This is a genomic window from Acinetobacter sp. ANC 3882 (assembly GCF_022549545.1).
GTDB lineage: Bacteria > Pseudomonadota > Gammaproteobacteria > Pseudomonadales > Moraxellaceae > Acinetobacter.
Genome location: NZ_JAKZGB010000007.1, coordinates 107,945 through 133,843, shown reverse-complemented (window position 1 = coordinate 133,843; position 25,899 = coordinate 107,945). Strand labels below are relative to the sequence as shown.

The following is a 25,899-nucleotide window of genomic DNA, read 5'->3' as shown; positions in this document are numbered from 1 at the left end:
TTGGCGAGGATTAGTATGTTTCGCCAAACTCAAGCTCCAAGGTTAGGTGCAGCAGCCTAGGATAGGCAAATCAGTATTGCCGGCGAACGTAATCGTTGAATTTTTCTGCGCCTATTTCCTTTGCATACATTCTCTGGTGCACCTGATGCATTGGTGATCTGTCGATTTCGAGAATTTTCTTACGATGCTTTTTGAGCAAAACTCGTAGGTCTTTTACTGACACTATTCCAAAGTGCATTAGCTCGGAAAGCTCTTCCTCGTAGCCAGTCTCACTCGGGCAATAGTCGTTTTTCTTTGGAAAGGATGCGCTCAGCGCTTTGTGCACTAACGGGGGCATTAGTTCTTTGCGATCAATCCTTTGTCTCGTGCTGGTTTTCATAAGGCTTCTAACGTTGGAGTTAGGCATTAACCTCATTCGTGCTCATGTTTGAGTGGGTACTCCATGCCAGTTATTTTAGTGAAGACATCTGATATTGCAATATAGACGTCAGAGCGATCTGGTATTATGTAGTCTGGGGCAGCTTCAATATGTTCAATACTCTCAAATGCTGAATTTATATAAATTAGCAGGCCCATTACTGATCTTCGAAACCGAGATCCCCCATCAACCGGATTTTTTATGCCATGAAAAACAAGCTGAGAGCATAGATTTTTTACTTTTTCATCTTCGTAACTAAGTGGTGCGGCATGATGGGCAAACTGATTTCTTATGGCTCGGACTGTATGTAAGTCTTTTTGTGCATTTTTTGGGATGATTCCGATAAGATAGCAAAAATCAATTCTTGATGAAAATGTTCCAAGTGGGCCATTAAAATCAAATGCTTTTTGGAGGGTTTTTCTGTCTTGAACCATTCTTTTTTCAATGATCTGTTTGAGTTTTTCATCAAGAAATGCGGCTGACATAAGAACTGCCCCGCGATCAGTTTCTTCAGTAATTGATGATCTGAATGCCCTTACTTCACTAAATAATTCTTTGGCACGCGGTGGTAGTTGATCAGCCAAATCATCCATCATGGAATTAATTTCTGATGAGACTCTCTCGAAGTCATCAATAGTAATCTCGCGATCTTTATCTTTGTCGGCCATAGTAATCTCAAGTTTAATATGAGGGGCATATTTAATGCCTAATGTTGGAAATAACCGGCCCGCTTTAGCGGGTCTGGTTGATTGACTTGTTAGCTTGGTAGGCTGCTTAAGTGGTTGCAAACACCATCTAGGCATCCTTTGGCCATATATGCTTCCGCTTCAGTGCAGGGGTGCTTAGACTTAATTTCCTTTTGTGGATGCACAAAGTTTCTATAGTCTCGTAGAACTTGATCGATGGATGCTGCTCTTTGTGCAGGCAGGACCCCTATATCCACAGCAACTTCGATTAAATTTATTAACTTCCACTTGCCAGAGTTAATTTCTATAATTCCAGAGTTATTTTTTGGTGCCTTTCTACTTGAGTTTGCTTTATTGATATTGTTGATTTGGGATAAGACATCATAAAGAATCGATTCAATTATGCTACCACACATAACAACAGCGCTTTTCCACGCTTCATCAGGCATTAGAATGAAGTGCAGCTCCCGATAATCGCGTTGTATTATTTTCTTAAGCTCGTCATCATGAATAAAGTCAAATTTTTGTGGCAATAAGTATTCACCACCTTTTGCGTAGTTATCTAAAACGCCTTCAAGCGCCCTAGCGGCCCTACTAAAACTTGGAAGTTCATTGTGAGAAAAGCTTCCCTTGTTTGCTAATTTGTGAAAATTTGCCTTTAGTAAAACGAAGTCGTATCGCGTATGCGGTTCAAAATCTGCTGCCCTCAGATCTTTTATTTCAGAGTAAATAAGCTTGGGCCAATCGAAAGTGCTAACACCTTCATGTTCATTTTTCCCACTATCAATAGCAAGGCAGTATGAATTGCAAAGTTTTTTAATATGACTAACCACGAACTATCCTCTGCAAGCTAACTACTCATATGCGACAGAGGTGACACATAAGATTCCAAATTCTGCAGCATAAGAGACCTAATTGATTTAAAAATGAAACAAAAATAATTGATTTATTTGAACTTAAAACTATCAACAAATAATAAAAATAACAAGGATTATAAAATATCTGTTCATCAGCCAAAATTACTTGATTTAGTTATGTAGTGTATTCGTTATAAGCATATAAGTTATAGGGCTGAACAGGTATATTGTGGTTGGATAAAACGCTTTGTTATTCTCTATAAAATAAGTCTCCTATGTGTAAACTTATTTCAAGACGGGACAGTATTTGAATTAAAAAAGCCCCTTTGAATAAGGGGCTTTTTTATTGGTCTTAATTAGTACTTGAAGCGGAATGCAACGGTGTAATTTGCAGGTGCTCCGTAGAATGCCTGCCCATCGGTAAAGCTATTCAAATACTTTTTATCAGTCACGTTATTGGCATTGGCTTGAATAGAAAGATTTGGACTAATGTCATAGCTTGCCATCAAGTTCAACAATGCATAATCACTTTGTCTGAGGTAGGTGCTAAAGCTTGGGTCAAAACGGGTGATTTTACCTTGCCATTTCACCCCAGCACCAACTTTCAGTTTTGGCAATTGAGCTGGAGAATAGGTGGTTAATAGATTAAAGCTTTGCGTTGGATTGTAGGTTCTTGCTGCACCGCCATTTTTCAGATCTTGTAGGCTAAATTGGGTATAGCCAAGAGAAACATTGACTTGATCGGTGAGTTGTCCCGCCAGACCAACTTCTACACCTTGAGAACGAAGATCACTAATTGCTGAGGTACGATTAAGAGGATGGCTATCTGTAGGGCGTAACGGGTAATTACTTTCTTCAGTTCTAAACACAGCCAGTGTACCTGTGAGTTTACTGTCTAACCAAGAACTCTTAAACCCAACTTCATAGCTCTTCCCTTCAATTGGATCTGCAACTTTGCCAGTTGTTTGATCAACTGCAGTTTGTGGGCGGAAAATTGAGGTATAACTCATATAACCTGTATATTCAGGGGTGAAGTTATAGGTGATACCAGCATATGGGGAAACTTTACTTTCATCATAAACCATTGGTGAGCTGTAGCTGGTACCTTCACTCTTGGCTTGGACGTAATTTGCGCCTAGGGTTAATTTTAAATCATCATTGAAGTGAAGGCGGGTTGCAGCATAAATGGATTGATTGCGTTGTGTATAATCTGCTTGTTTAACGAAGTCAGACCAAGTGACGTTGGTTGGAGTCCAGCTTGCCCAGTCTGTTGTACATTGCGCCTGATATTGGTTTTGTCCTGAGCCACGAACACATGTTCCAACATTGCTATCGTGAATAGTGCCCATGCTTTGAGCATCATTCTGTTTGTTCTGAGTGAAGTTATAACCGACAATCGCTTCATGTTGTTGGCCAAATAATTCAAATTTACCTTTTAGATTGAGGTCGATATTGTGCTGTTTGTTTTTCTCGAGATAACCACCCGCAGTAAAGTCAATATCAGCACCGTTTGCGGTTGGATAACCATAATAGTATAGCAATCGGCTTTCACGATTTTTTTCATTGTAGTTATAGCTCAGGTTGGCAGACCAAGTTTCTGAGAGTTTTTGTTTGAGCTCAAAAAATGCATTACGTGAAGTATTGTCCCAATACGCCCAGTCTGGATTCGGATTGTAAGAGCGGTCATAGCTGATTTGTTTGCCAGAGGAATCCATGAGGGGTAAAGCACCCCAGTTATTGGCATTTGGTTTGTTTTTTTCTTGGCTTGCACCAATAGTAAGTAGGGTGCTATCACCAAGATCAGCTTCTAGAATCCCAGCAATACCATTTTTCTCAGACGTGTAGCGGTCCAAATGAGAATCTCCGGTTTGTTGGAAACCTGAAAGGCGACCGCGGACACTGCCATCTGTTACTAGACTACCTGAAGCATCTGCTTCATAACGTTGTGTATCCCATGAGCCATAGCTCAGACCCGCATTGGCTTGAAACTCTTTAGTTGGGCGTTTACGGATATAGTTAATGGTTGCACTTGGATCACCAAATGCATTGGTGAGTGCATCTGCACCCTTAATCACTTCAATTCGATCATAGAAATAGCTGTCAGGATTGGTGTCATTATAATTCCACCCTCCTGATGGGAAGCCAACACCATCGACTAGAATATTTGAGATTTCAAAGCCACGCGCCATATATACCGAGCGCTCAGTTTCCAGCGAATTTACGGTGACACCAGGGGTGTTATTTAAAACATCTCTTGAGCTGGTCAGACCGAAATCTTCAATTTGTTGACGTGTCACCACATTGATGGTCTGTGGAATTTCTTTGGCTTCAATATTGAGTTTAGTTGCACTTGAGCTATTTTTAATACTGTAAGCTTTGGTTTTTTCACTGATGTCACTGTCCTGAGTTGCTTGGACTTTGATGGTTGGAAGTTGTTGCGATTCCCCGTCAAGTGCATAACTATAAGAACTGATACTGACTAATGTTGAGATGGCTAAAAATAGTGGGGTGCGTTTAAATAGCGGGGAAGAACTCATAGCTACAACCATGTAAATGAGAAATATTATTGTTACAATTATTGTTAATATTCGTTAATTTTGCAATTTATTTTAGCTAAAGCTTAATGGGAATACCTAGAGTGGGGTGGAGAGTTGATAGGAATTTTCGAAATTTGAGCAATAAAAAAGGCCGCCGAAGCGACCTTTTCTAATCTCCCTAATCCTCTTTAGTCAAGAGGGATGAAGGAGTTAAGCAGATTTAACAGCTGCTAATAATTCATTTTGACGATCTTTAAGTGCTTGAGGTAAGCGAGCACCAAGTTTAGTGAATAACTCAGTGTGGCTTTCAAGTTCTTTGATCCATTGGTCTTTGTCTTGTGCTGTTACTGTGTTGAATTGCTCTTTAGAGAAGTCAATACCAGTCCAGTTCAACTGTTCGTAAGTCGGAACATAACCGATTGGTGTTTCAGTCGCTTCAGCGCGGCCTTCACAACGATCAATGATCCATTCAAGAACACGCATGTTTTGACCGAAACCTGGCCATACGAAGTTGCCTTCAGCATCACGACGGAACCAGTTTACGTTGAAGATTTTTGGTAGTTTATTACCAGCAGCTTCAGCTTTTGCGCCAACTTCTTGACCAAGTTGTAACCAGTGGCCGAAGTAGTCAGCCATGTTATAACCTGCAAATGGAAGCATTGCGAATGGGTCACGACGAACAATACCTTGTTGACCAACAGCCGCAGCAGTTGTTTCAGAACCCATGGTTGCTGCTTTATAAACACCATCAACCCAGTCAAATGCTTCAGATACTAAAGGCACTGTGTCTGCACGACGACCACCGAAGATAAATGCAGAGATTGGTACGCCCGCTGGATTTTCCCAGTCAGCATCAATCGAAGGGCATTGACCCGCAGAAACAGTAAAACGTGAGTTTGGATGTGCTGCTTTTTCGCCTTCAACATAAGGTTGGCCTTTCCAAGTGATCAGGTCAGCTGGAACTTCTTTAGTTAGACCTTCCCACCATACTTCGCCGTCTTTGGTTACTGCAACGTTGGTGTAGATTACATCTTTATGCATGGTTGCAATACAGTTCGGGTTGGTTTTGGTATTTGTACCAGGCGCAACACCGAAGAAACCTGCTTCTGGATTGATTGCATATAAGCGACCGTCTTCACCTGGTTTGATCCAAGCAATATCATCACCTACAGTTTCAATCTTCCAGCCTTCGTAACCTGCTGGTGGAATCAACATCGCAAAGTTTGTTTTACCACAAGCAGAAGGGAATGCCGCTGCGATGTAGTGTTTTTCACCTTGTGGATTGGTTACACCTAAAATCAGCATATGTTCAGCTAACCAGCCTTGCTCGCGACCCATTGCAGAAGCAATACGTAATGCTAGGCATTTTTTACCAAGCAATGCGTTGCCGCCGTAACCAGAACCGTAAGACCAGATTTCACGAGTTTCTGGATAGTGAACGATATATTTTTCGTTGTTACATGGCCAAGCAACATCTTTTTGACCATCTTTAAGCGGTGCAGCAACAGTGTGTACACATGGGATAAACTCACCATTAGTACCTAACACGTCATAAACTGCTTTACCCATACGCGCCATTTTAGTCATGCTGACTGCAACGTAAGGTGAATCTGTTAACTCGATACCGATGTGAGCAATGTGGCTTCCTAAAGGACCCATCGAGAAGGGAACCACATACATGGTACGGCCTTCCATTGCACCGTCAAATAATCCATTTAATTTTTCGCGCATTTCTGCAGGAGCAACCCAGTTGTTTGTTGCGCCAGCATCTTCTTCATTTTGCGAGCAGATATAAGTACGGTCTTCAACACGAGCAACGTCAGAAGGATCAGAATTTGCAAGATAAGAACCAGGATGTTTTTCTTGGTTAAGTTTTTGCATGGTGCCGTTAGCGATCATCAAGTCCATAAGACGTTGATATTCTTCTTCGCTTCCGTCACACCATTCGATTTTTGCTGGTTTGGTCAATTTTGCAATTTCTTCCACCCATGCAATTAGCTTAGGGTGACGAACGAATTCTGGTGCGTTCACTTGGGTCATGGTGATGCCTTTTTAAAGTGTGTACGACGTACAAATTCTATCCACTGGATGGCAGTGAGACAGATGAAGTAAAAAAAGTGGCTGTATTAAAGCATAAAATCATAAAAAATATAAGACTAAAGAATAGGTGGGTGATGAAGGGTGGAAATGTTTATTTTGGTTTATGTGTTTGTTTTTTAGTAATTTTATTATTCTACTTTTTGTTATTTTGTTTTTTTATATGTAATATTTTTTTTATAAATTTTATTAATAATCAGTTATTTAATTTATTTTTAATTTTTTGAGAATTGTTATTGATTATATGAATAATGTTCATTCAAAATTTACATAAACTTGCTTTTATTTGTTGATTTTGTAAACAAAAATAAGCTTATCTAAAGCCTTGAGGTTGATGCGAATGAGTCAAAATTTACAGCCTTTATCTATTATTTATAATCAAAAATCAGGCTTTCATGCTGCGCAGCAAGATGAAGAATATGAACGCCTCATGACCTATTGGACACAATATGGATTTGAAATTCAGGTTTTTGAGTTAAATCAACAGGTTAATTTTGATGAAATGATGCAGGCTGTATTTGCTAGACATCAGCAGGCAGATTCACGGGGTGTGGTGGTTGCGGCTGGGGGGGATGGAACGTTGAATGCCGTTGCAAAAAAACTTATCCATACTGATATTCCGATGGGAATTATACCGCTAGGGACGTTTAATTATGTCGCACGGGCATTAAATATCCCGATTGATGTTGCTCAAGCGGCAGAGGTGATTGCAACGGGTGTGATACAAGCGGTGCATGTTGCTGCGATCAATGACCAAATTTATCTCAATAATGCAAGTTTGGGGCTATATCCTTTATTTATAAAAAAACGTGAATTGTACAATCAGCGACTAGGCCGTTTTCCATTGAATGCCTATACATCGGGCTTGGACGTGTTGCTGCGTGAATCTAAGTCTTTAAAGTTGGCGGTTACTGTAGATGGTCAAAAGTATCCAGTAGCCACACCTTTGATTTTTTTTGGCAATAATCAATTACAGCTCAGTGATATGAAATTAAGAATTGCCGAGTGTGCTGCCAATGGCAAGCTTGCAGGGGTTGTAGTCGCTAAAAGTGATCGTCTCAGTTTATTAAAAATGTTATGGAAGTTGATTCAGGGCAAAATTGATCAGGCTTCAGATGTGTATTCATTTTGTGCTGAACATATACAGGTCGATTGTAAAAAGCCAAAATTAACAGTTGCCGTGGATGGAGAACTTATGGAGATGCAAACTCCATTAAAATTTTCAGTGAAGAAGTCAGCGTTAAAAGTGATGGTTCCGAATGTTATTACATCTGTCTGATCTGCATTTTGGGACGGAACGAGAAGTTTGCCTTGAAGCGATCAAGCAGTTTTGTCAGCAGCATCGTCCTGAAGCTGTGATTGTGAGTGGTGATCTTACCCAACGCGCACGCTTGAAGCAGTTTTATGCATGTCGACAATTTCTAGATTCCCTCAATCTTCCTTATCTGGTGGTGCCAGGCAATCACGATATTCCGCTTTATCATGTCTGGAATCGTTTCTTTTCTCCTTTTGTACGTTATCAGGCCTTCTTTGGTCGTTTGGAAACAACGTTGGAAACGGAGCATTTTTATATTGTTGGAATGAATAGTATTCGTCGGCGCTATCATACCAGAGGACATATTTCTCTTGAGCAAATTCATGAGGCTTATGAGCAGTTAAAAAAAGCGCCACCCAATAAAATCAAACTGGTGGTTTTCCATCAACCCTTTTATACCTTTCCAAATGAGCATGGTGATAAGGATTGTCCTGTGTTAGGAAAAATTGCTTTAGAGCGCTGGGGAGAAACAGGTTTATTTGGTTTATTACATGGACATTTGCACAAAGTGGCCGTTCATGATTTAAATCAAATTTTTCAATTGGGTTTTGATCATCCGATCTTTGATATTCATGCTGGAACAGCAACCTCAAATCGATTACGTTTTGGATTTTCGAATAGTTTTAATGTAATTTTGGAGGATGGTGCGATCGAACATTATTGGTTTGATGAATCACTTAAAATATTTGTGAAATCCCAAAATGTTGTTTAATTCGGCATCTATAGATTTCGATGTTTAAAAAATCATCTATAAGTAGAATTTTTTTTCATTCTCCCCTTGAAGCTATTTTTTTTAACCCCACAAAAGTGGCATATCAAAATTTTATGTATTGCCATGAATTGGCGATACGCATTAATCAAAAAGACTAAGTCTGATGGAGTTAACTATGAGCAACATTCGTCCATTACATGATCGTGTTGTGATTCGTCGCGTAGAAGAAGAAACTAAAACGGCTGGTGGTATTTTACTTCCAGGTTCTGCTGCTGAAAAACCATCTCAAGGTGAAGTTATCGCAGTAGGTAATGGTCAAATCACTGACAATGGCGTTCGCGCTTTAGACGTTAAAGTTGGCGATAAAGTATTGTTCGGTACTTATGCAGGTACAACAGTAAAAGTAAGCGGTGAAGAACTCTTGATCATGAAAGAGTCAGATATCTTAGCTGTACTTGAAGGCTAATCGATACATAACTCACAAATTAATCAGATACAGTATTTAAAAAGATTCGGAGTTAAACATGTCAGCTAAAGACGTAAAATTTGGTGATTCAGCTCGCTCAAAAATGATTGCAGGCGTAAACACACTTGCAGATGCAGTAAAAGTTACTTTAGGTCCTAAAGGCCGCAACGTTGTCATCGACCGTTCTTTCGGTGCGCCACACATCACTAAAGATGGTGTAACAGTTGCGAAAGAAATTTCTTTAAAAGACAAGTTTGAAAACATGGGTGCTCAACTTGTTCGTGAAGTTTCTTCTAAAACAAATGATATCGCGGGTGACGGTACAACAACTGCAACTGTACTTGCGCAAGCAATCTTAAATGAAGGGATCAAATCAGTGACTGCTGGTATGAACCCAATGGATTTAAAACGTGGTATCGACATCGCCGTTAAAACTGTTGTTGAAAATATCCGTACCAATGCAAAACCTGCTGATGATTTCAAGGCAATTGAACAAGTAGGTTCAATCTCTGCGAACTCTGATACTACTGTTGGTAAACTTATCGCTCAAGCGATGGAAAAAGTAGGTAAAGAAGGTGTTATCACTGTAGAAGAAGGTTCTGGCTTCGAAGATGCTTTAGACGTTGTAGAAGGGATGCAGTTCGACCGTGGTTATATCTCTCCATATTTCGCGAACAAACAAGATACTTTAACAGCTGAACTTGAAAATCCGTTCATTCTTCTTGTTGACAAAAAAATTGGCAACATCCGTGAATTGATTACTGTATTAGAAGCTGTTGCTAAAACAGGTAAACCTCTTCTTATCATTGCTGAAGATGTTGAAGGTGAAGCGCTTGCTACACTTGTTGTGAACAACATGCGCGGTATTATCAAAGTATGTGCGGTTAAAGCACCTGGTTTTGGTGATCGTCGTAAAGCAATGCTTCAAGACATCGCGATCTTGACTGGCGCGACTGTAATTTCTGAAGAAGTAGGCATGTCTTTAGAGCAAGCTTCTCTTCAAGATTTGGGTACTGCGCACAAAGTCACGGTATCTAAAGAAAACACTGTGATCGTTGATGGTGCTGGTAATGCAGCGCAAATCGCTGAGCGTGTTCAACAGATTCGTGCGCAAATCGAAGAATCAACTTCTGAATACGACAAAGAAAAACTTCAAGAACGCGTTGCTAAATTAGCAGGCGGTGTTGCAGTCATCAAAATTGGTGCGGCAACTGAAGTTGAAATGAAAGAGAAGAAAGACCGTGTAGACGATGCACTTCACGCAACTCGCGCAGCGGTTGAAGAAGGTGTTGTTGCAGGTGGTGGTGTTGCACTGGTACGTGCTGTAAACGTATTGGATGGCTTAAAAGGCGCGAACGAAGATCAAACTGCAGGTATCAACATTTTACGTCGTGCGATCGAAGCACCACTTCGTCAAATCGTTTCAAATGCTGGTGATGAGCCATCAGTTGTCATCAATGCTGTTAAAGCGGGTGAAGGTAACTTCGGTTATAACGCTGCAACTGGCGAATATGGCGATATGTTAGAAATGGGTATCCTTGACCCTGCTAAAGTAACGCGTTCAGCACTTGAACATGCAGCTTCTGTTGCTGGTTTAATGTTGACAACTGAATGTATGATCACTGATATCCCAGAAGACAAAGTTGCTGCTCCAGATATGGGCGGTATGGGTGGAATGGGCGGCATGATGTAATTACATCTGCGTCTAGATCAGAAAAATCCCTGCTTAGGCAGGGATTTTTTACGTTTGTAGAATGGTAAAAACCAAGATAAAACGCTATTAATACGCTAATTCATATTTATAACTTTAAAAAATTTAATAGAACATAACTCGGTTGGAGCGTATATACATGTATAAATCTTGCTGTTTCATCTTGGCATGCAGCCTATTGGGGTGCCAAGCTCATGCAGAAAGCATTAAAGCGTCTTTTGCAGGGGAGACCAAAGTCTTTTTGAATATCTATGGATTTGCTGCCGATATTGATGGAGGGATTGGCTATCAAGGTTTGAACTATCAACTGGATCAACCCTTCAAAGATACAGTTGATGCACTTGATCAGGCACTCATGGGACATTTAGAGATAAATAAAGGCAAGTGGGGGATTTTCTCTGATATTCAATATGTAAAAACTGAAGAGAAAAAACAAGTTTATGCATTTCCTGTGGTTTTATCGACTAAAGTTAATATGAGTAATTTAGGTATTTATTACCGAGCCTATGAACAATTTCCTCATGGTCAGGGTTTGGTCATTGAGCCTAGTTTAGGTGTGAATTATACCGATTTAGAAGGTGTGTTAGGGGCGTTGGGCAAGCAAGTTTCTGTTGGAGAGGATTGGTATGAATATTTTGGCGGAGTAAGGCTTCGCTATAATAATGATTCACCTTGGAATCTTGCCGCTCAATATACCTATGGCACGGAACAGACCCAAATCGCACAGGCATATTTGGGTTATCGTCAAAAAATATTTACAGCACCTGTAAACTTTAGAGTGGGCTACCGTTATGTATCGCAAGACTATAAAAATGGTAGTTTTAAATGGGATACGGTACAACAAGGTCCTGTCATTGGTATCGGGGTTGGATTCTAAGCCGATGAAATAAATGACGAGAAGAAAGAGTCATCCTGTTTCTTCTCGATATCAAAATTATTTCAATAAAATAATTATCCACGTAAAGAAGATAATCGCTAAAGAAACAAATTGCGCAGCACTACCCATGTCTTTGGCATTCTTAGACAATGGATTTCTTTCCAAAGATACACGATCTACAACAGCTTCAATGGCTGAGTTAAAAAGCTCGACAATAATCGCCAATAAACAGACAGCAACCATCAGGGCCTGTTCAACCGCTGAGACATGTACGAAAAAGCTAATCGGGATCAAGATTACATTGAGCAACAGGATTTGTCGGAAGGCTGCTTCATGGTGAAAGGCAGCTTTAAAGCCAGCAATGGAATAGCCTGTGGCATTTAAAATCCGCTTAATGCCACTTTTGCCTTTATAGGGAGAGTATTGCGTCATTAGGATGAAGGAATTGCAGAAAGCATTATTATAAGAGCAAAGATGTTGCAGTAAATTGGCAATATGTCGCATGCGTGTACGAATCAAGACGGTTTTCTGCCAGCTGATCTTATCAGCGTTGCATTTATGAATTGTCAATTCGGATAAGGCTAAGGATAATAAGCACAGGTTTATTGAGGGAAAGTTCTGCATGAAAATTATCGCAGATGAAAATTTGGCATTTACCGATTATTTCTTTGCGGAATTTGCAGAAATACAGCACCGAGCAGGACGGACACTGACACATCACGATGTGCAGGATGCCGATGCACTTTTAGTTCGCTCCGTCACCAAAGTGAACCATGCCTTAATTGATCAGACTACGATTAAATTTGTGGGTAGTGCTACCATTGGAACTGATCATCTTGATATTCAAGCCTTAGAACAACAGCATATTGCGTGGAGCAATGCGGCGGGTTGTAATGCGCAAGCGGTCGCTGAATATGTGATTACCGCATTACTACATTTAGATATCGATCTGTTAGAAAAAAATAAAACATTTACTTTGGCGATTGCCGGTCTGGGCAATGTGGGTAAACGATTGGCGACCATGGCCCAAATTCTCGGTTGGAATGTAATTGGCTATGATCCTTATGTGCAATTAGCAGGTATTGAAAATGTCTCTTTTGCTGAGCTGTTAGAACGTGCCGATGCAATTTCAATTCATGTACCTTTAACCTTATCGGGTGATTTTCCCACGCAGCATTTGTTTGATGCAGCTGCTTTGGCTGTAATGAAACCATCCGCCATTTTAATCAATAGTGCGCGTGGTCCAGTGATTCAACAGTCTGCATTAATGGCTGATATTATTGCGACGCAGCGTCAAGTCGTTCTCGATGTATTTGAGTTCGAGCCTGAAATTTCAGAACAGTTATTAGATATGTTGGCATTAGCGACCCCGCATATTGCGGGTTATAGTCTGGAAGGTAAGGCCAGAGGGACGCAGATGATCTATGAGGCTTTTTGCCAGACATTTGCCTATGAGGTGACAAAGCGATTCGAGAGCCAGTTGCCAAGTGTTGAACAGTATTTCGGGCAACAAGATGTAAAAGCAACGCTTAAACAGCATCTGACTCAGATTTATGATATTGCTGTCGATGATCAACAACTTCGTGCCTGTATCCAAGATGGCAAAGTAGAACAAGCAGCATTTGATTTACTCCGAAAAAATTATCCTTTGCGCCGTGAATGGGCTGCACACGGTGGACCACAAGCATGAACCAAGCAATGAAAAGCTACCAACCGACCTGTTCACTTGAAGCGCTGAAAGCACGTGCGGAGATGTATAGCAAAATTCGCCAGTTTTTTGCTGCGCGTGAAGTGCTTGAGGTGGAAACACCGATTCTGTCACAGGCGGGTGTGACGGACGTACATTTGGCCTCGGTTCAGGTGCAGCGTCATATTTATGGCAAAGTAAATACCCAGTATTTACAGACCTCACCAGAGTTTCCAATGAAACGTTTATTGGCAAGTGGCAGTGGGGCAATCTATCAAATCTGTAAAGTATTCCGTGACGATGAACATGGTCGTAAACACAATAGTGAATTTACCATGCTGGAATGGTATCGACCGGGATTAGATTTAAAAGGGTTGATGCATGAAACTGCGGATCTGTTAGCAACATGCTTGGCACATCGCTTTGGTGAAATTCGTCCAGTTGTTCTCAGTTATAAGCATGCTTTTCAGGATCGTTTGGATATTAATCCTTTGCAGGCGACCGTGAAGCAACTTAAAGATACAGCGAATCGTGTTGGTTTGAATCTTGATTTAGGCGATGATCGCTTGGCCTATATGGACTTGTTGTTTTCGCATTTCGTTGAACCAAGTCTAGGTTTTGATGCACCTGTATTTTTAACGGATTTTCCACCTGAAATGGCTTCATTGGCAAAAGTAAAACAGGATGAAGATGGAGAACTGGTTGCAGCACGTTTTGAGGTTTATATCGAAGGTTTAGAACTGGCAAATGCCTATGATGAACTTTTGGATGCGTCTGTGCTGGCTTCACGTTTTGAAGCGGATAATGCAGAAAGAACCCAGCAAGGTTTGCCTGTAATTCCAACCGATCAGTATCTGTTGGCTGCTTTGCCGAATATGCCAGAGTGTTCAGGTATCGCTTTGGGAATTGATCGTTTACTGATGGTTGCCATGAATCAAGTCAAAATTGATCAGGTCATTGCATTCCCAGCAGAGATTGCCTAAGGCTTTCTTTATATTTATAGAAGTTGCATCAAGAGTTGCATCAATTCACTTTGGCGATGCGTTCGGGTTTTTTTGAAAATTGATTGTAGATGCTTCTTTACCGTATCGGCTTGAATTTGATGTGACAGGGCAATTTCTTTGGTGGTTTTACCTTCTAGAAGTTGCTCACATATTTTATGTTCAACAGGCGTAAACATAAACAGTTGCGTACAAATGTCTTTTTGATATTTAGGTTTCTGTTTTAATCCAGAGAATGTTGCAAGCAAGACGGGACGAAGGCCAAAAATCTTATGGGCTTTTTCTGGGCTGAGCAGGTCAAGGGTTAAGAATAAATGCTGGTCGAGTACGATGATTTTGCTACGTTCATGATCTGCTTGTTGTTGATGATTTTTATAATTACGTTCCAGTTCAATCAGATTCTGGTCAAATTGTTGCTGATGTTGTTCATTTAAAATAAAACGACGCTGTTTAATTTGAATCTGTTGATGATCTTGCAATAATTGCTGAGCTTCGGAATTGATCTCTAAAATATCGCCATTTAGGTTAATAATCGCAATTGGTTGATTCATTTTTTGGATCAGCTGGGATCCGAGCAAGGTCATGGTGGAATATTCAAAATGATGGCGATATTGCTGAATTTTCTGTTGTACGATGGGTAAAATTTCATGAATTGGCTGAAGTTCACTACAGCTTAATGCACCACGTTCAGGGCTGGTCAAAAAAGCCAGTAAGACACAGACTTTATGGTCATAAATGATTTGTATGGCTGAACAGAAGCGTAAATCCAGAGGCTGTAGTACCCGTTGGTAAACTTGAGTCTGTGTGATTTCGTGCTCTTGAAAATGTTGAGAGCAATGCATCCATCCCGTCATGGGGGCCAAAAGCATTTTCTTTAAACGCGGGTCATCATCTATGGCCAAACGGATTTGGGTCAGTGCGGCTTGTTCGAGTTGATTGGAATCAAAATTCACGCCGTGATGAACACTGAAAGATAGTGCCTGTACTTCTAGGTCAACAGCCAACAGTTGCGACGCTTGGACATCAAAATAGTGATTCAGTTGCTCTAAGAAAATCATCCAATCATCTGCATGTTGAACTTTATTCAAGATGTCCATGACTGGGCTGTGCTGGCTTAGAGTCATCTAAAATCCCATCAAAAAATAGAATATATTCCATATAGTTTATATGGATTTTAAGTAAATGAAATTATTAAATTAAAAAAACGTGACTGCTTATGCAATTATCTGATGAAATGTGTGTTTTAAGTTAAATGCGCTTTAAGCGCAATATACCTAAACCCGATAGCAGGTTTAGGTATATGAGGATTTAGCAACGTCCTTTTTTGGCTTGTCCTGGAGGACAGAAATCACCACGACCATCATGATGATTGTCAGGGTCAACAATGACGCTACCATGAGGTGTATGTACGGCACAGGCAGATAGGATTAAAGTCAGTAGGGTACAGAGATAGAGTAGTGTTATTTTCATGGTTCCATCCTATTTTTATTGCTTTCCTATCTACTTTAAATTGGCTGTTACTTTTCGGCTAGCAGTCCGATGGATGTTTTTAATGCAGATTTGTATCATTCCAGTGCGCGGAAAACGGTTCTAAACCCCACATGTGTTGCGGCTAAATCAAATTCTTGTGGATAACGGCTACTATTGCGGTAACGAGCGCAAAAGTTTGATGCGCATAAAAAAGACCCACCTTTAAGGACATACTGGGTTGCCGTGGTATTTTGTTGACGTAATTCAGCGTAATTGCCCATGTGCTGATCATGAGCGCCATGATAAACGGAAGAGGTCCATTCCCAGACATTACCGATCATATCGTATAACTTGAATGCATTGGCGGCATAACAGCCCACAGGTGCCACCCCTGCAAAATGATCTTCAGCGGTGTTTTTCTGTGGAAATTCACCTTGCCAATAATTGGCTTGCGGATGTTGATGTGCATCCTGGGGCACTTGATGTAAGGGTGTATCTGTTTTTGAGCCTGCTTTGGCGGCATATTCCCATTCTTGTTCTGTGGGTAAATCACGACCTAACCAAACTGCATAATGTTCTGCATCATTCTTGGTAACGTAGCGAACTGGCTCAGAGGGAAGAGGGGCTTGACCTGCGCTACCGTTGGGATTTTTCCAGGTGTAATCTGCTTTCAGTTGCCACCATTGATTTGGGTTATTCACATCAGGAGAAAATACTGCAGCCTGCTTCTGTTTTTCTGCATCAGTGATATAGCCTGTCGCTTTGACGAAACTGGAAAACTGAGCCACAGTGACTTCGGTTTGATCGATCCAAAACCCTTTTACCTGACGTTGTGATTTTCCAAAATTCAGCTCATCTGGGTAGGCAAGATTTGATCCCAATTGAAATGAACCTTCAGGAATCCACACCATGCCTGCAGTTTTATTGTCTTGCCATGCGTCGGGGACACCCGAATATTTTTTGCATTGCTGCAATGAACCCAACTGAGCTAGCGAACTGCTTTGCGTACGAGTATGGCTTGTATGATCAGGCTTAACTTTGCTACAGCCCGCCACAAGCGACAGGCTGCTGAGTGAAACTAAAAAGGTCATCCACTTCATTTAAGGAAATATTCCTTAACGCCATTTTTCTGCGTGTATTGATTGTATACATCTACAAGTTCTTGCAGTTTTGCAGGATTGTTCTGAGCGAGATTTTGTGTTTCGCCCCGATCATTTTTGAGGTTGTACAGTTCCCAAGAGCCGGTTCCTAGTTCTGGTGTACCTTGTAATGCAATTTTCCAATCTCCTTGGCGGGCATATTTACTGCCATGTAATTCATCCGCAAAACTAAAGTTGACTGGACGAATAGCTTCGGCTTTATTTTCGAGCACAGCTTTCCATGAATAGCCGCTTGGAGTATTAATCTGACGACCTTTATATTGCCCTTGTGGTACTGCGATATTGGCGTAATCTAAAACCGTCGGGAAAACATCTAGAACAGAGGCAAAACCATGATGGGTGGTTTGAGCTTTGGTTTGATGTGGGAGTTTTACAATTGCAGGTGCAGTGGTTGCACCTTCACCAGCAGTGTCTTTCCATAGGTGGAAAGGTGCAGCGCTGACTTCTGCCCAGCGTGGCCCCACATAGTGGTAGGAACTCGAGGTGCCGACATTATTGACACTATTATCAAAACCAGATTCGGCACCATAATTGCCACGAATAAAGCCTTCTGCGCCGTTATCTGAAACGAAGAAAATTAAAGTATTGTCATATAAGCCATTGGCTTTGAGGTATTGAATGACACGACCGATATTGGCATCCAGATTTTCGACCATACCTGCATAGATTTCCATTCTGCGGGCTTCCAGTGCTTTTTGTTCACTTGAAAGCTCATTCCATTTGCCATATTTTTGTGGTGCATTTTGTGTGGCGATTGGTTCAGCTGCAGTAAAATTCGCTGGAATTAAGCCAAGCTGTTTTTGACGGGCAATACGTGCATCTCGAATCACATCATAGCCTACGTCGTAAACACCACGATAACGGTCACGATATTCGGCAGGGGCTTGTAAGGGCCAATGCGGTGCAGTGTAAGCAGCATAGGCAAAGAATGGTTTACCTGAATTTTTCCCTGAATCTAAATAGCTAATCAGTTTGTCAGTAAAATAGTTGGTCGAAAAGAAATTATCAGGCAAGGATGAGATTGGTACTTGCTTGCCATCCTCAGTATAGGTGGCATTACGTTTATACGCTGCGGGTGTCTGTTTGAAATGAAGATCCAGACCTTGTAAGAGCGTGAAGGAATGGTCAAAACCTTTGGCATGTGCATTGGTGGCATCCGTCAAGCCTAAGTGCCATTTGCCGCTGATGTAGGTTCGGTAGCCATTATCTTTCAGAACTTCTGCAATGGAGAGCGAACGTTCATTTAGATAGCCCTCATAACCTGGTTGCCCCTTTAAATGTTCAGGTGTGAGCTCAGCCATCGCCCCAATTCCTGCTAAATGGTGGTCAGTACCTGAGATCAATTGTGAACGCGTTGGCGAGCAGGTTGGTGCGGTATGATAATCCGTTAAAATACGACCTGCTCGGGTCAATTCATCGATATTCGGAGTATGGATTTCTCCACCAAACGCCCCTAAGTCTGAATAACCCAAATCATCGGCCATGATGAATAAAACATTAGGTTGTTTCTTGGTTTCAACTACAGTATTTGAATCATCAGAATCATTATTACTGCAGGCTGAAATTGAAAGGCTAAAAAGTGCAATCGAGAGTGTGCTCAGGAGGCTGTTACGAGACATTAGAATCAGCTGAATTTTATAAAAGAATTATGGCGAGTTTAGAGAGATGATTTTTATGATAAAAATAATTAAAATTTGATTATTAATCTAAAAAAAAGAAAAGCCCCGATATCGGGGCTCATGCTTAAAATGATTTAGAACGGCAGTTTGGCCAATTGGTTCAGAAAATGAGGAATGACTCTAGGTTCCAGAATGATGGTTACTACGACACCATAGGCAGCACCCCACAGATGAGCGCTGTGGTTGATGTTGCTATTGCCGCGTTTGCCAGACCAGATGCTATAGGCCACATACAAAATGGCGAAAATAATCGCAGGAACAGGGATAAAGAATACAAAAATCAAGTTCCAAGGCTGGAACAGGATGTAAGCAAACAAGACCGCAGAAACTGCACCAGAAGCACCTAAGCTTGCCCAGCGTGCATCATGACGATGTTTTATGTAACTCGGTAGAATCGCAACAATCAATCCGCCGAGGTAAAATAAGACAAAGCCCATGTCGTAGAAAAACTGACGATAAAAGCTTTCAATGATATTGCCAAAGAAAAACAACGTGATCATGTTGAACAATAAATGCGTGCCATCGGCATGAATAAAACCATGCGTGATAAAACGGTCATATTGCCCACGTTGCATTGCAGGTGGCCAAAAGATCAAACGATTCATTACTGCTTGATTGGAGAATGCCAACAAGGAAATTGCCACAGTAATAATGATCAGCGTCACAGTGTGACCAAAGGGTAGATGTAACATAAATATTTTAAATTGATCAGAGTCTAAGCAATAATGCCATTAAAAACTTAATAAACAATGTTCTTGCATAGAATTCCTACAAAAATGGTTGATTTTTTTTAATTACCCTCCATCTTCGGTTAATATAACGACATCAGCTTGAGGATTATTGTTATGTCGACTGAGAACACCAACACTGCTGTCGCAGAAGAAATTCCAAACCTTTTAATTACTCCCTCTGCACAAGAGTATTTAGGTGATTTATTAGCAAAGCAGAATACCCCAGGAATTGGCGTTCGTGTTTTTGTAGAACATCCAGGTACTCCACGTGCTGAATGTTGTATGGCATATAGCGCGCCTGAAGAAGTCGTACCGACAGACTATAAGCAGGATTATCCTAACTTTCCTGCTTATGTTGACGCGCCATCAATTCCGTATTTGGTTGATGCTGTAATTGACTACAACAAAGATCGTTTTGGTGGTCAATTAACATTCCGTGCACCAAACTCGAAAGTGCCACGCGTAGGCCCAGATGCTTCAATTGAAGAGCGCATTACTTATGTATTGCAATCTGAAATTAATCCAGGTCTTGAAGGGCATGGCGGTAATTGTAGTTTGGTAGAAGTCAATAATGATCCAGAACACGGTCTTACTGCTGTATTGAAATTCGGTGGTGGTTGCCAAGGTTGTTCTGCGATTGATGTCACCTTAAAACAGGGTGTGGAAACAACGTTGAGACAGCATGTGCCTGAACTACAGCGTGTGGTTGACCAAACGGATCATACACAAGCAGAAGGCGCTTATTTTAAATAATTGCTAGAAATTTACTGTATTTTTAAAAGCCCTTTCGAGGGCTTTTTTTATTGATTGATCAAAAAATACGGTATTTTTCTTTATTTCATAACAAGATATATGCAAAATAAAGTGAATACATAAATAATAATAATTATCATTTTTATTGAGTTTTATTTGTTTTTTGTTAGAATTCTCATGAATTTTTAAGCAAATCTTAAGATTTATCTGAATCAGGTGGGAATATGTCTAACAAAATAGCACGTCGATCATTACTCGCAGTCTCTGTTATTAGCAGTATGATGACCGTTGCATATGCAGCAGAAACTCAAACGACTAAAGATGCGGTTCAATTAGAAAAGATCGTTGTGACAGCAAGTAGTCAAGCTGTAGACGTAAAGGATGCACCAGCCAGTATTAGTGTTATTACGCGTGAAGACATAGAAAAACAACCAGTTAGCAGTATTGGTGAATTATTGAATAAAGTTCCTGGTGTTACAGGTGGAACGAGTCCTAATGGTGATGGTTCAAAAATTAAATTACGCGGTTTACCTGACAATTACACTCTTATTTTAATTGATGGAAAACGTATTGGCTCTTCTCGTGATACAAACTATCGCCCAGATTTAGGTCGTCAGGATTTAAACTGGATTACACCTGAAATGATTGAGCGAATTGAAGTGGTACGAGGCCCAATGTCTTCACTTTATGGTTCAGATGCGATGGGTGGGGTAATCAACATCATTACCCGTAAGATTCCAACCAAATGGGGCGGGAGCTTAACTCGTAATTATACTGTTCCGACGACTTCAGGGGATTTAGGCCATACTGACCAAATGGGTGTTATGGTGACAGGCCCATTAACTGATAGTTTAGGCTTGCGCTTAACTGCTGGTCGTACAGAGCGTGAAGCTGATCAGAATATTAAAGCTGGTAAAGGGACTTCTGGATACATTGATGAAAACTATAATGCATTATTGAATTATAAAATTAATGATAAACATCAAGTTGCTGTTGAAGCAGGAATTTCAACTCAAAAAAATAAAGCAGGATTTGGTGAGGTCGTTGGACGTGGTGGTGCGATTAGTGAGGGGGAGATCTCTTGGGGACCAGACAATTTAGAACATCACACTTATAGTATTTCCCATGATGGGGATTGGGGTTTTGGTAAATCTAAACTATCTGCATATTACAATGATTACGATAGTAGTAATGAGAGTGGAATTGCCAAATCAAATGAAACAATTGTTGAAGGTAATTTGAATATCCCATTCAATGTACTGTTTGAACAATCGTTAACAGTTGGTGGGCAGTGGAAGAAAAATGAGTTAACCAATACTCAAACGATTGGAACATCGCCAGATGGAAGTTGGGATGGGCAGAAATATTCAGACCCAACTGTTGATAATAAGACTTGGGCAGTTTTCTTGGAAAATAATATAAGTTTATTAGACAACTTAAATTTAACGATTGGTGATCGCTTAGACCATGATGATAAATACGGTTCACATCATAGTCCACGAGCTTATCTTGTTTTTCATCCAGTGACAGATTTCACTATCAAAGGTGGAGTTGCAAAAGGTTTCCGAGCACCATCATTAAAAGAAACAACTGCAGGTGCAGCGACCTTTTCTAGAGGGGGCGGTTGTAGTTCTCTAATCCCATTGGGATATACCACAGGTGGTTGTTACATGGCAGGTAATCCAAATCTGCAACCTGAAGAAAGTACCAACTATGAAATTAGCTTCAATTATACGGGCTTTAACGCTGATCTTGGTGTGACGTATTTCCATACTGATTTCAAAGATAAAATTGATTATGCTGCATTAGATAAGATTAACGGTCGTTGGTATACCCGTTATGAAAATATAGGTAAAGCACGGACGAAAGGTTTAGAGGTCGTTGCAAACTTCCCACTCACAGATACGTTGTATTGGAACAATAATATGACTTATTTCTTTGAGGCAAAAAACTTAGATACAGGTGAAGAGCTAATTACGACACCTAAAATTACAGTGAACTCAGCTTTAAATTGGAAACCAACAGATGCTTTTGCTTTTGAATTCAATGCAAAACATTCAGGAAAACAATATTTTGGTAATAATGTAACAACCAGTAGCCTGCAAAAACCTCATACCATTTTTGGGGTGTCTGCAAACTATAACTACAATGACAATCTGACGTTTAGAACTGGTTTGAGCAATCTATTTGATAAGAACTTATCAAATGGCGATGATTCATATTTAGTAGAACGTCAACGTGCATTTGTCGGCGTAACTGTTAAATACTAAGTGAATAAGTCAGAAAGATCGTTTAACGATCTTTCTGACTTAGAATGTTTTGGGTTTTTTCAGAATAATAAAACTTTTCTAAATACGTACGTGCGCGTTGTCTTAAGTAACCTGTTTGAATAACTTGATTTAAAATTGGTGTAAGTAGGTCAGTTAGCTCATTTTCAATCAATTCTTCATCGATATTCAGATCACGCAATAACAGGTCAAAAGTGCGTTCCTGATTATGTGCATACCATGCATATACGCCATCGTGCACTTGCTGTTTGAGATAAGGGGTTTGACGAATGTGATCCCAAATTTCGTGTCCCATGCCCACTGTTTTAGGTAAATCTTGCACTTCGACATAATGACGCAATACCGATAAAGGCATGACTTTAATTTTATGCCAAAGGTTGGCTTGGAAATGGTAAAGCTTATCGTCATTAAAATGTTGATTTAAGACTTTTTCACTCATCTGGCTAATTTTTAAAATATTCTTTTGCAGGTAATGTCCAATCGTGTCATTCAGGTTGGAATCAGTCACAGATTCTAAAACTGATTTTCCCATTTTCATGAAATGTCCAACACCAGGAACACGTTTAGACACCATGGAGTTATCTAAATAGTCTTGAATGGAATGCTGAATCAGTTGTGTAATCAGTGCTGAGAAAGCAGGATTATTGACAATGGTTTTGATCAAACGTTGGCGATGACTACTTTTACTCGCCACATACTGTGCGATTGAGTCGATGGTAAGTACAGGAATGACATCTTCAATGCGGGTTTGATCGTTGGCAGGATGGATCAAGGCAAAGCGGATATGTTCAGCAATCTGTTCAACTAAAAATGAGCTGGCAGGTGTAGCTAAAATTTGTGTTTCGATCAATTTAAAAATTTGTTCAAACGACCAAATATGTTGTAGCTGTTGTAGACGCAACCAATGATAGAACTGTTTAAACTCAAGTTGAATGGTTTCTGCTTGTGCAAACTCTGCATCAAGGAAATCAAGTTGTGCATCAATCAGTTGTTCTATCATTGGATGTTTAGACATAAAATCTCAAATTATTGCTTCAAAGTTATGGTGATGGCGCAGTTGCAGGTTTTTGTGCCTGAATTTTGCTTAAAAACGGTAAATATTGCTGAACCACCAATTGATCTGCTTCCAAGATTGGCATATGTCCAACATTATCCAAGATCACTGGTGCTTGCGCATTTTTCATCAGTGATTTTAACTCAGGTGCAACCTCGACATTGATAATTTTATCTTGCTTGCCCCATAAAATGAGTGTTGGTGCATCAATTGAACGCGCAAGTAAGGCAAATGAATCGGGTGTATATAATTTATTGAGTGCAATGATTTGATCGACCATTTTCTGGGTTTGCTCAATCTGACCAATCATCATTTTTTCTTGCGCTTGGGCAATTTCCTTTGGAATGAAAGGTGGGCTATACATGGCCTGTTGCATTAAGAAGTTAAAGTCACCTTTCTTGCTCACGATCATGTTTTTCAACTGATTTGGATCTTTTAAGTAAGGGGTGGTGGCAGACTTATAAACACCAGCAGCATCTATCAAAAACAAACTTTTGGTTTCAAACGGATATTGGCCTGCATAGAGCATCGCAATTGAGCCACCCAATGAATGACCAGCAACATGTGCAGGTCCTGTGAGGTTGGCTGCTTCGACAAAACGACGGAGTTTTTCGGTAACATTTGGAACCGAATAATCAAAGTCTTTCGGAACCTGTGTTTCACCGCTGGCCGGCAAATCTGGAATCACCACATGATAATTTGCAGTCAGCGCACGTGCGACACGGTTCCAGTTATCACGGCTTCCTGCTAAACCATGAATCAAAATCACAATCGGTTTTCCGGCCTGTCCGCCTTCACTATACGACCATGTAATATCACCCACTTTTAACGTCTTGGTTTGTAGGCCAGCCCATGCACGTTCTTGTTGTAGAACATTTTGAAAGCTCATCTCAATTTCTGCTGCTTGTGTCGTGCTGATTGCAGCTGTTGTGAAACTACAGGCAAGCAAAGCAGCGGTTAAGGTCTTACGAAAGGGGAAGGAAAATCGATTTCTCATGTTCATTGTTCTGTCCTTGATTTATTTTTAAACATATTGATTATTAGGGAAGACGCTACAGGAGTCATTTGCATAATTTACAGATGTCTGGAAATTCTTGCCAATGAAATCATCAATTTTCTACGATTTTCGCAATGAAAAGATTGCGAGTTCGATTGAGAGTTTCTGTTTTTGTCAGTGACTTTCAAACAGGCGCACATTAAACTGTTTGGCTAGCTCAATCACAAATGGATACACGCATGCTCACCGCACAAGAAGCATTAGAACGTTTAAAAGCTGGTAATGCCCGTTTTGTAAAAGGGGAAGCAGTTCAACAAAAGTTGTTATCTCACCAAGAACGTGCCGAGATGGCAAGTGATCAAAATCCTTTTGCAATTGTTCTAGGTTGTTCTGATTCACGTGTACCCGCAGAAATGGTGTTTGATCAAGGCTTAGGTGACTTGTTCGTGATTCGCGTTGCAGGAAATATCGTTGCGCCGTCACAAGTGGGAAGTGTTGAATTTGCTGCTGAGCGCTATGATTGTGCAGTTGTGGTGGTACTTGGTCATAGCCACTGTGGTGCGATTCAGGCCACGATTGACACCTTGATGCATCCTGATCACCCGCCTTCATCAAATTTAATGTCGATTGTGAACCGTGTTCGCCCTTCGGTTGAAATTTTGATGCAAACTGAATTGAAAAACGATTTGAAAAAGCTGTCTGCGCATGCGGTACGTTCCAATGTATTTGCTTCGGTAAATCAACTTCGTCATGGTTCTGCCGTGTTAGAAAGCCTGATTGAAAAAGGTAAAATGATTGTTGTCGGGGCAGAATATTCGCTTGAAACAGGTGAAGTAACTTTTTTTGATTTTTAATACTGATAGCGGGTGAATAAGCTCGCCATTATTTTTGCGAATGCAGCAAATCGAAATTTCTTTTTTGTGGTTTCATGCAGTAATGGATAGAGAAGGGTCATAGGGCTATGAAAATTATGCCTATATCTGAAGCGTTATTGGCAGATTGGTTACAATTAAGAATTTTGCTTTGGCCTGATCATGAAGATGCGCATTTATTGGAAATGCGTCAGTTACTTACACGAGCAGATAGTTTGCAGTTATTGGCATATTCAGAAAGGCAACAGCCGATTGCGATGTTAGAAGCATCAATTCGACATGAATATGTGAACGGTACGCAAACTTCACCTGTGGCGTTTCTGGAAGGGATTTATGTCCTGCCTGAGCACCGACGTTCAGGTATTGCCACTCAATTGATTCAACAAGTAGAACAATGGGCCAAACAATATGCATGTACTGAATTTGCTTCAGATGCAGCAATTGATAATACCATCAGTCATGCAATGCATCAGGCTTTAGGTTTTCATGAAACTGAACGCGTGGTTTATTTCAAGAAAAATATCAGTTAAA

24 protein-coding genes are annotated in these 25,899 nt (G+C 40.5%); 11 read left to right on the top strand and 13 right to left on the bottom strand.

Annotation, left to right across the window (positions count from 1 at the left end; all coding sequences use genetic code 11):
* Nucleotides 1–70: 70 nt before the first annotated feature.
* The 5 genes from MMO42_RS13595 to MMO42_RS13575 form a co-directional block, all read right to left on the bottom strand.
* Nucleotides 71–379: a hypothetical protein gene (locus MMO42_RS13595; RefSeq protein ID WP_241320911.1), complete on the bottom strand. Its 309-nt coding sequence runs from the start codon at nucleotides 377–379 to the stop codon at nucleotides 71–73.
* Between the two features lie 32 nt (nucleotides 380–411).
* Complete coding sequence (locus MMO42_RS13590; protein WP_241320910.1) at nucleotides 412–1,086, bottom strand: MltR family transcriptional regulator; 675 nt, start codon at nucleotides 1,084–1,086, stop codon at nucleotides 412–414.
* An 89-nt stretch (nucleotides 1,087–1,175) separates the two neighbouring features.
* Complete coding sequence (locus tag MMO42_RS13585) at nucleotides 1,176–1,937, bottom strand: hypothetical protein (RefSeq protein WP_241320909.1); 762 nt, start codon at nucleotides 1,935–1,937, stop codon at nucleotides 1,176–1,178.
* A gap of 380 nt (nucleotides 1,938–2,317) precedes the next feature.
* A complete protein-coding gene (locus tag MMO42_RS13580; protein ID WP_241320908.1) occupies nucleotides 2,318–4,510 on the bottom strand; it encodes a TonB-dependent siderophore receptor in 2,193 nt (730 codons plus the stop codon).
* 198 nt (nucleotides 4,511–4,708) lie between these two features.
* Nucleotides 4,709–6,538: a phosphoenolpyruvate carboxykinase (GTP) gene (locus MMO42_RS13575; protein ID WP_241320907.1), complete on the bottom strand. Its 1,830-nt coding sequence runs from the start codon at nucleotides 6,536–6,538 to the stop codon at nucleotides 4,709–4,711.
* A 397-nt stretch (nucleotides 6,539–6,935) separates the two neighbouring features.
* Between MMO42_RS13575 and MMO42_RS13570 the strand changes: the two genes are divergently transcribed.
* The 5 genes from MMO42_RS13570 (at nucleotide 6,936) to MMO42_RS13550 (ending at nucleotide 11,676) form a co-directional block, all read left to right on the top strand.
* Nucleotides 6,936–7,874, top strand: a complete 939-nt coding sequence (locus tag MMO42_RS13570; protein WP_241320906.1) for a diacylglycerol kinase family protein — start codon at nucleotides 6,936–6,938, stop codon at nucleotides 7,872–7,874.
* A complete protein-coding gene (locus MMO42_RS13565) occupies nucleotides 7,855–8,622 on the top strand; it encodes a metallophosphoesterase (RefSeq protein WP_241320905.1) in 768 nt (255 codons plus the stop codon). Before MMO42_RS13570 ends, MMO42_RS13565 begins: the two co-directional genes overlap by 20 nt.
* Nucleotides 8,623–8,797: 175 nt before the next feature.
* Nucleotides 8,798–9,088 (top strand): co-chaperone GroES, encoded by a 291-nt coding sequence (locus MMO42_RS13560; RefSeq protein WP_004652030.1) that lies wholly within the window; start codon nucleotides 8,798–8,800, stop codon nucleotides 9,086–9,088.
* Between the two features lie 58 nt (nucleotides 9,089–9,146).
* The gene (gene groL, locus MMO42_RS13555; protein WP_241320904.1) at nucleotides 9,147–10,781 is read left to right on the top strand and encodes a chaperonin GroEL; all 1,635 of its coding nucleotides are present in this window, start codon (nucleotides 9,147–9,149) and stop codon (nucleotides 10,779–10,781) included.
* Between the two features lie 157 nt (nucleotides 10,782–10,938).
* Nucleotides 10,939–11,676, top strand: coding sequence for a hypothetical protein (locus tag MMO42_RS13550; RefSeq protein ID WP_241320903.1), 738 nt, complete (start codon nucleotides 10,939–10,941; stop codon nucleotides 11,674–11,676).
* 57 nt (nucleotides 11,677–11,733) lie between these two features.
* On the opposite strand, the gene MMO42_RS13545 is transcribed toward MMO42_RS13550, so the two are convergent.
* Entirely contained in the window at nucleotides 11,734–12,108 is a 375-nt protein-coding gene (locus tag MMO42_RS13545) for a diacylglycerol kinase (protein WP_241320902.1), read from the bottom strand.
* Between the two features lie 190 nt (nucleotides 12,109–12,298).
* Between MMO42_RS13545 and MMO42_RS13540 the strand changes: the two genes are divergently transcribed.
* Together MMO42_RS13540 and epmA are read left to right on the top strand one after the other, a co-directional pair.
* The gene (locus tag MMO42_RS13540; RefSeq protein WP_241320901.1) at nucleotides 12,299–13,366 is read left to right on the top strand and encodes a 4-phosphoerythronate dehydrogenase; all 1,068 of its coding nucleotides are present in this window, start codon (nucleotides 12,299–12,301) and stop codon (nucleotides 13,364–13,366) included.
* The gene (gene epmA, locus MMO42_RS13535) at nucleotides 13,363–14,346 is read left to right on the top strand and encodes an EF-P lysine aminoacylase EpmA (protein ID WP_241320900.1); all 984 of its coding nucleotides are present in this window, start codon (nucleotides 13,363–13,365) and stop codon (nucleotides 14,344–14,346) included. The genes MMO42_RS13540 and epmA overlap by 4 nt, the downstream gene beginning before the upstream one ends.
* A 14-nt stretch (nucleotides 14,347–14,360) precedes the next feature.
* Here the strand turns inward: epmA and MMO42_RS13530 are convergent, their stop codons facing one another.
* From MMO42_RS13530 to MMO42_RS13510, 5 genes are all read right to left on the bottom strand, one after another.
* Complete coding sequence (locus tag MMO42_RS13530; RefSeq protein WP_241320899.1) at nucleotides 14,361–15,488, bottom strand: LuxR C-terminal-related transcriptional regulator; 1,128 nt, start codon at nucleotides 15,486–15,488, stop codon at nucleotides 14,361–14,363.
* Between the two features lie 184 nt (nucleotides 15,489–15,672).
* Nucleotides 15,673–15,834, bottom strand: coding sequence for a hypothetical protein (locus MMO42_RS13525; protein WP_241320898.1), 162 nt, complete (start codon nucleotides 15,832–15,834; stop codon nucleotides 15,673–15,675).
* 95 nt (nucleotides 15,835–15,929) lie between these two features.
* The gene (locus MMO42_RS13520; protein WP_241320897.1) at nucleotides 15,930–16,934 is read right to left on the bottom strand and encodes an SUMF1/EgtB/PvdO family nonheme iron enzyme; all 1,005 of its coding nucleotides are present in this window, start codon (nucleotides 16,932–16,934) and stop codon (nucleotides 15,930–15,932) included.
* A complete protein-coding gene (locus MMO42_RS13515) occupies nucleotides 16,931–18,613 on the bottom strand; it encodes an arylsulfatase (RefSeq protein ID WP_241320896.1) in 1,683 nt (560 codons plus the stop codon). The genes MMO42_RS13520 and MMO42_RS13515 overlap by 4 nt, the downstream gene beginning before the upstream one ends.
* Nucleotides 18,614–18,747: 134 nt before the next feature.
* Nucleotides 18,748–19,365, bottom strand: a complete 618-nt coding sequence (locus MMO42_RS13510) for a rhomboid family intramembrane serine protease (protein ID WP_241320895.1) — start codon at nucleotides 19,363–19,365, stop codon at nucleotides 18,748–18,750.
* A gap of 153 nt (nucleotides 19,366–19,518) precedes the next feature.
* Between MMO42_RS13510 and nfuA the strand changes: the two genes are divergently transcribed.
* Together nfuA and MMO42_RS13500 are read left to right on the top strand one after the other, a co-directional pair.
* Entirely contained in the window at nucleotides 19,519–20,157 is a 639-nt protein-coding gene (nfuA, locus tag MMO42_RS13505) for a Fe-S biogenesis protein NfuA (RefSeq protein WP_004652044.1), read from the top strand.
* Between the two features lie 224 nt (nucleotides 20,158–20,381).
* Entirely contained in the window at nucleotides 20,382–22,427 is a 2,046-nt protein-coding gene (locus MMO42_RS13500; protein WP_241320894.1) for a TonB-dependent receptor, read from the top strand.
* A gap of 22 nt (nucleotides 22,428–22,449) precedes the next feature.
* Here MMO42_RS13500 and MMO42_RS13495 read toward each other — a convergent pair whose 3' ends face one another.
* Complete coding sequence (locus tag MMO42_RS13495; RefSeq protein WP_241320893.1) at nucleotides 22,450–23,460, bottom strand: hypothetical protein; 1,011 nt, start codon at nucleotides 23,458–23,460, stop codon at nucleotides 22,450–22,452.
* 25 nt (nucleotides 23,461–23,485) lie between these two features.
* Nucleotides 23,486–24,502 carry an alpha/beta hydrolase gene (locus MMO42_RS13490; RefSeq protein ID WP_241320892.1) on the bottom strand — a complete coding sequence of 339 codons (1,017 nt, stop codon included), beginning with the start codon at nucleotides 24,500–24,502 and terminating at the stop codon, nucleotides 23,486–23,488.
* A 233-nt stretch (nucleotides 24,503–24,735) separates the two neighbouring features.
* On the opposite strand from MMO42_RS13490, the gene MMO42_RS13485 reads away from it, so the two are divergent.
* A complete protein-coding gene (locus tag MMO42_RS13485) occupies nucleotides 24,736–25,350 on the top strand; it encodes a carbonic anhydrase (protein WP_005145019.1) in 615 nt (204 codons plus the stop codon).
* A gap of 107 nt (nucleotides 25,351–25,457) precedes the next feature.
* Nucleotides 25,458–25,898, top strand: coding sequence for an AAC(6')-Ighjkrstuvwx family aminoglycoside N-acetyltransferase (gene aac(6')-I / locus MMO42_RS13480; protein ID WP_241320891.1), 441 nt, complete (start codon nucleotides 25,458–25,460; stop codon nucleotides 25,896–25,898).
* Nucleotide 25,899 lies beyond the last annotated feature (1 nt).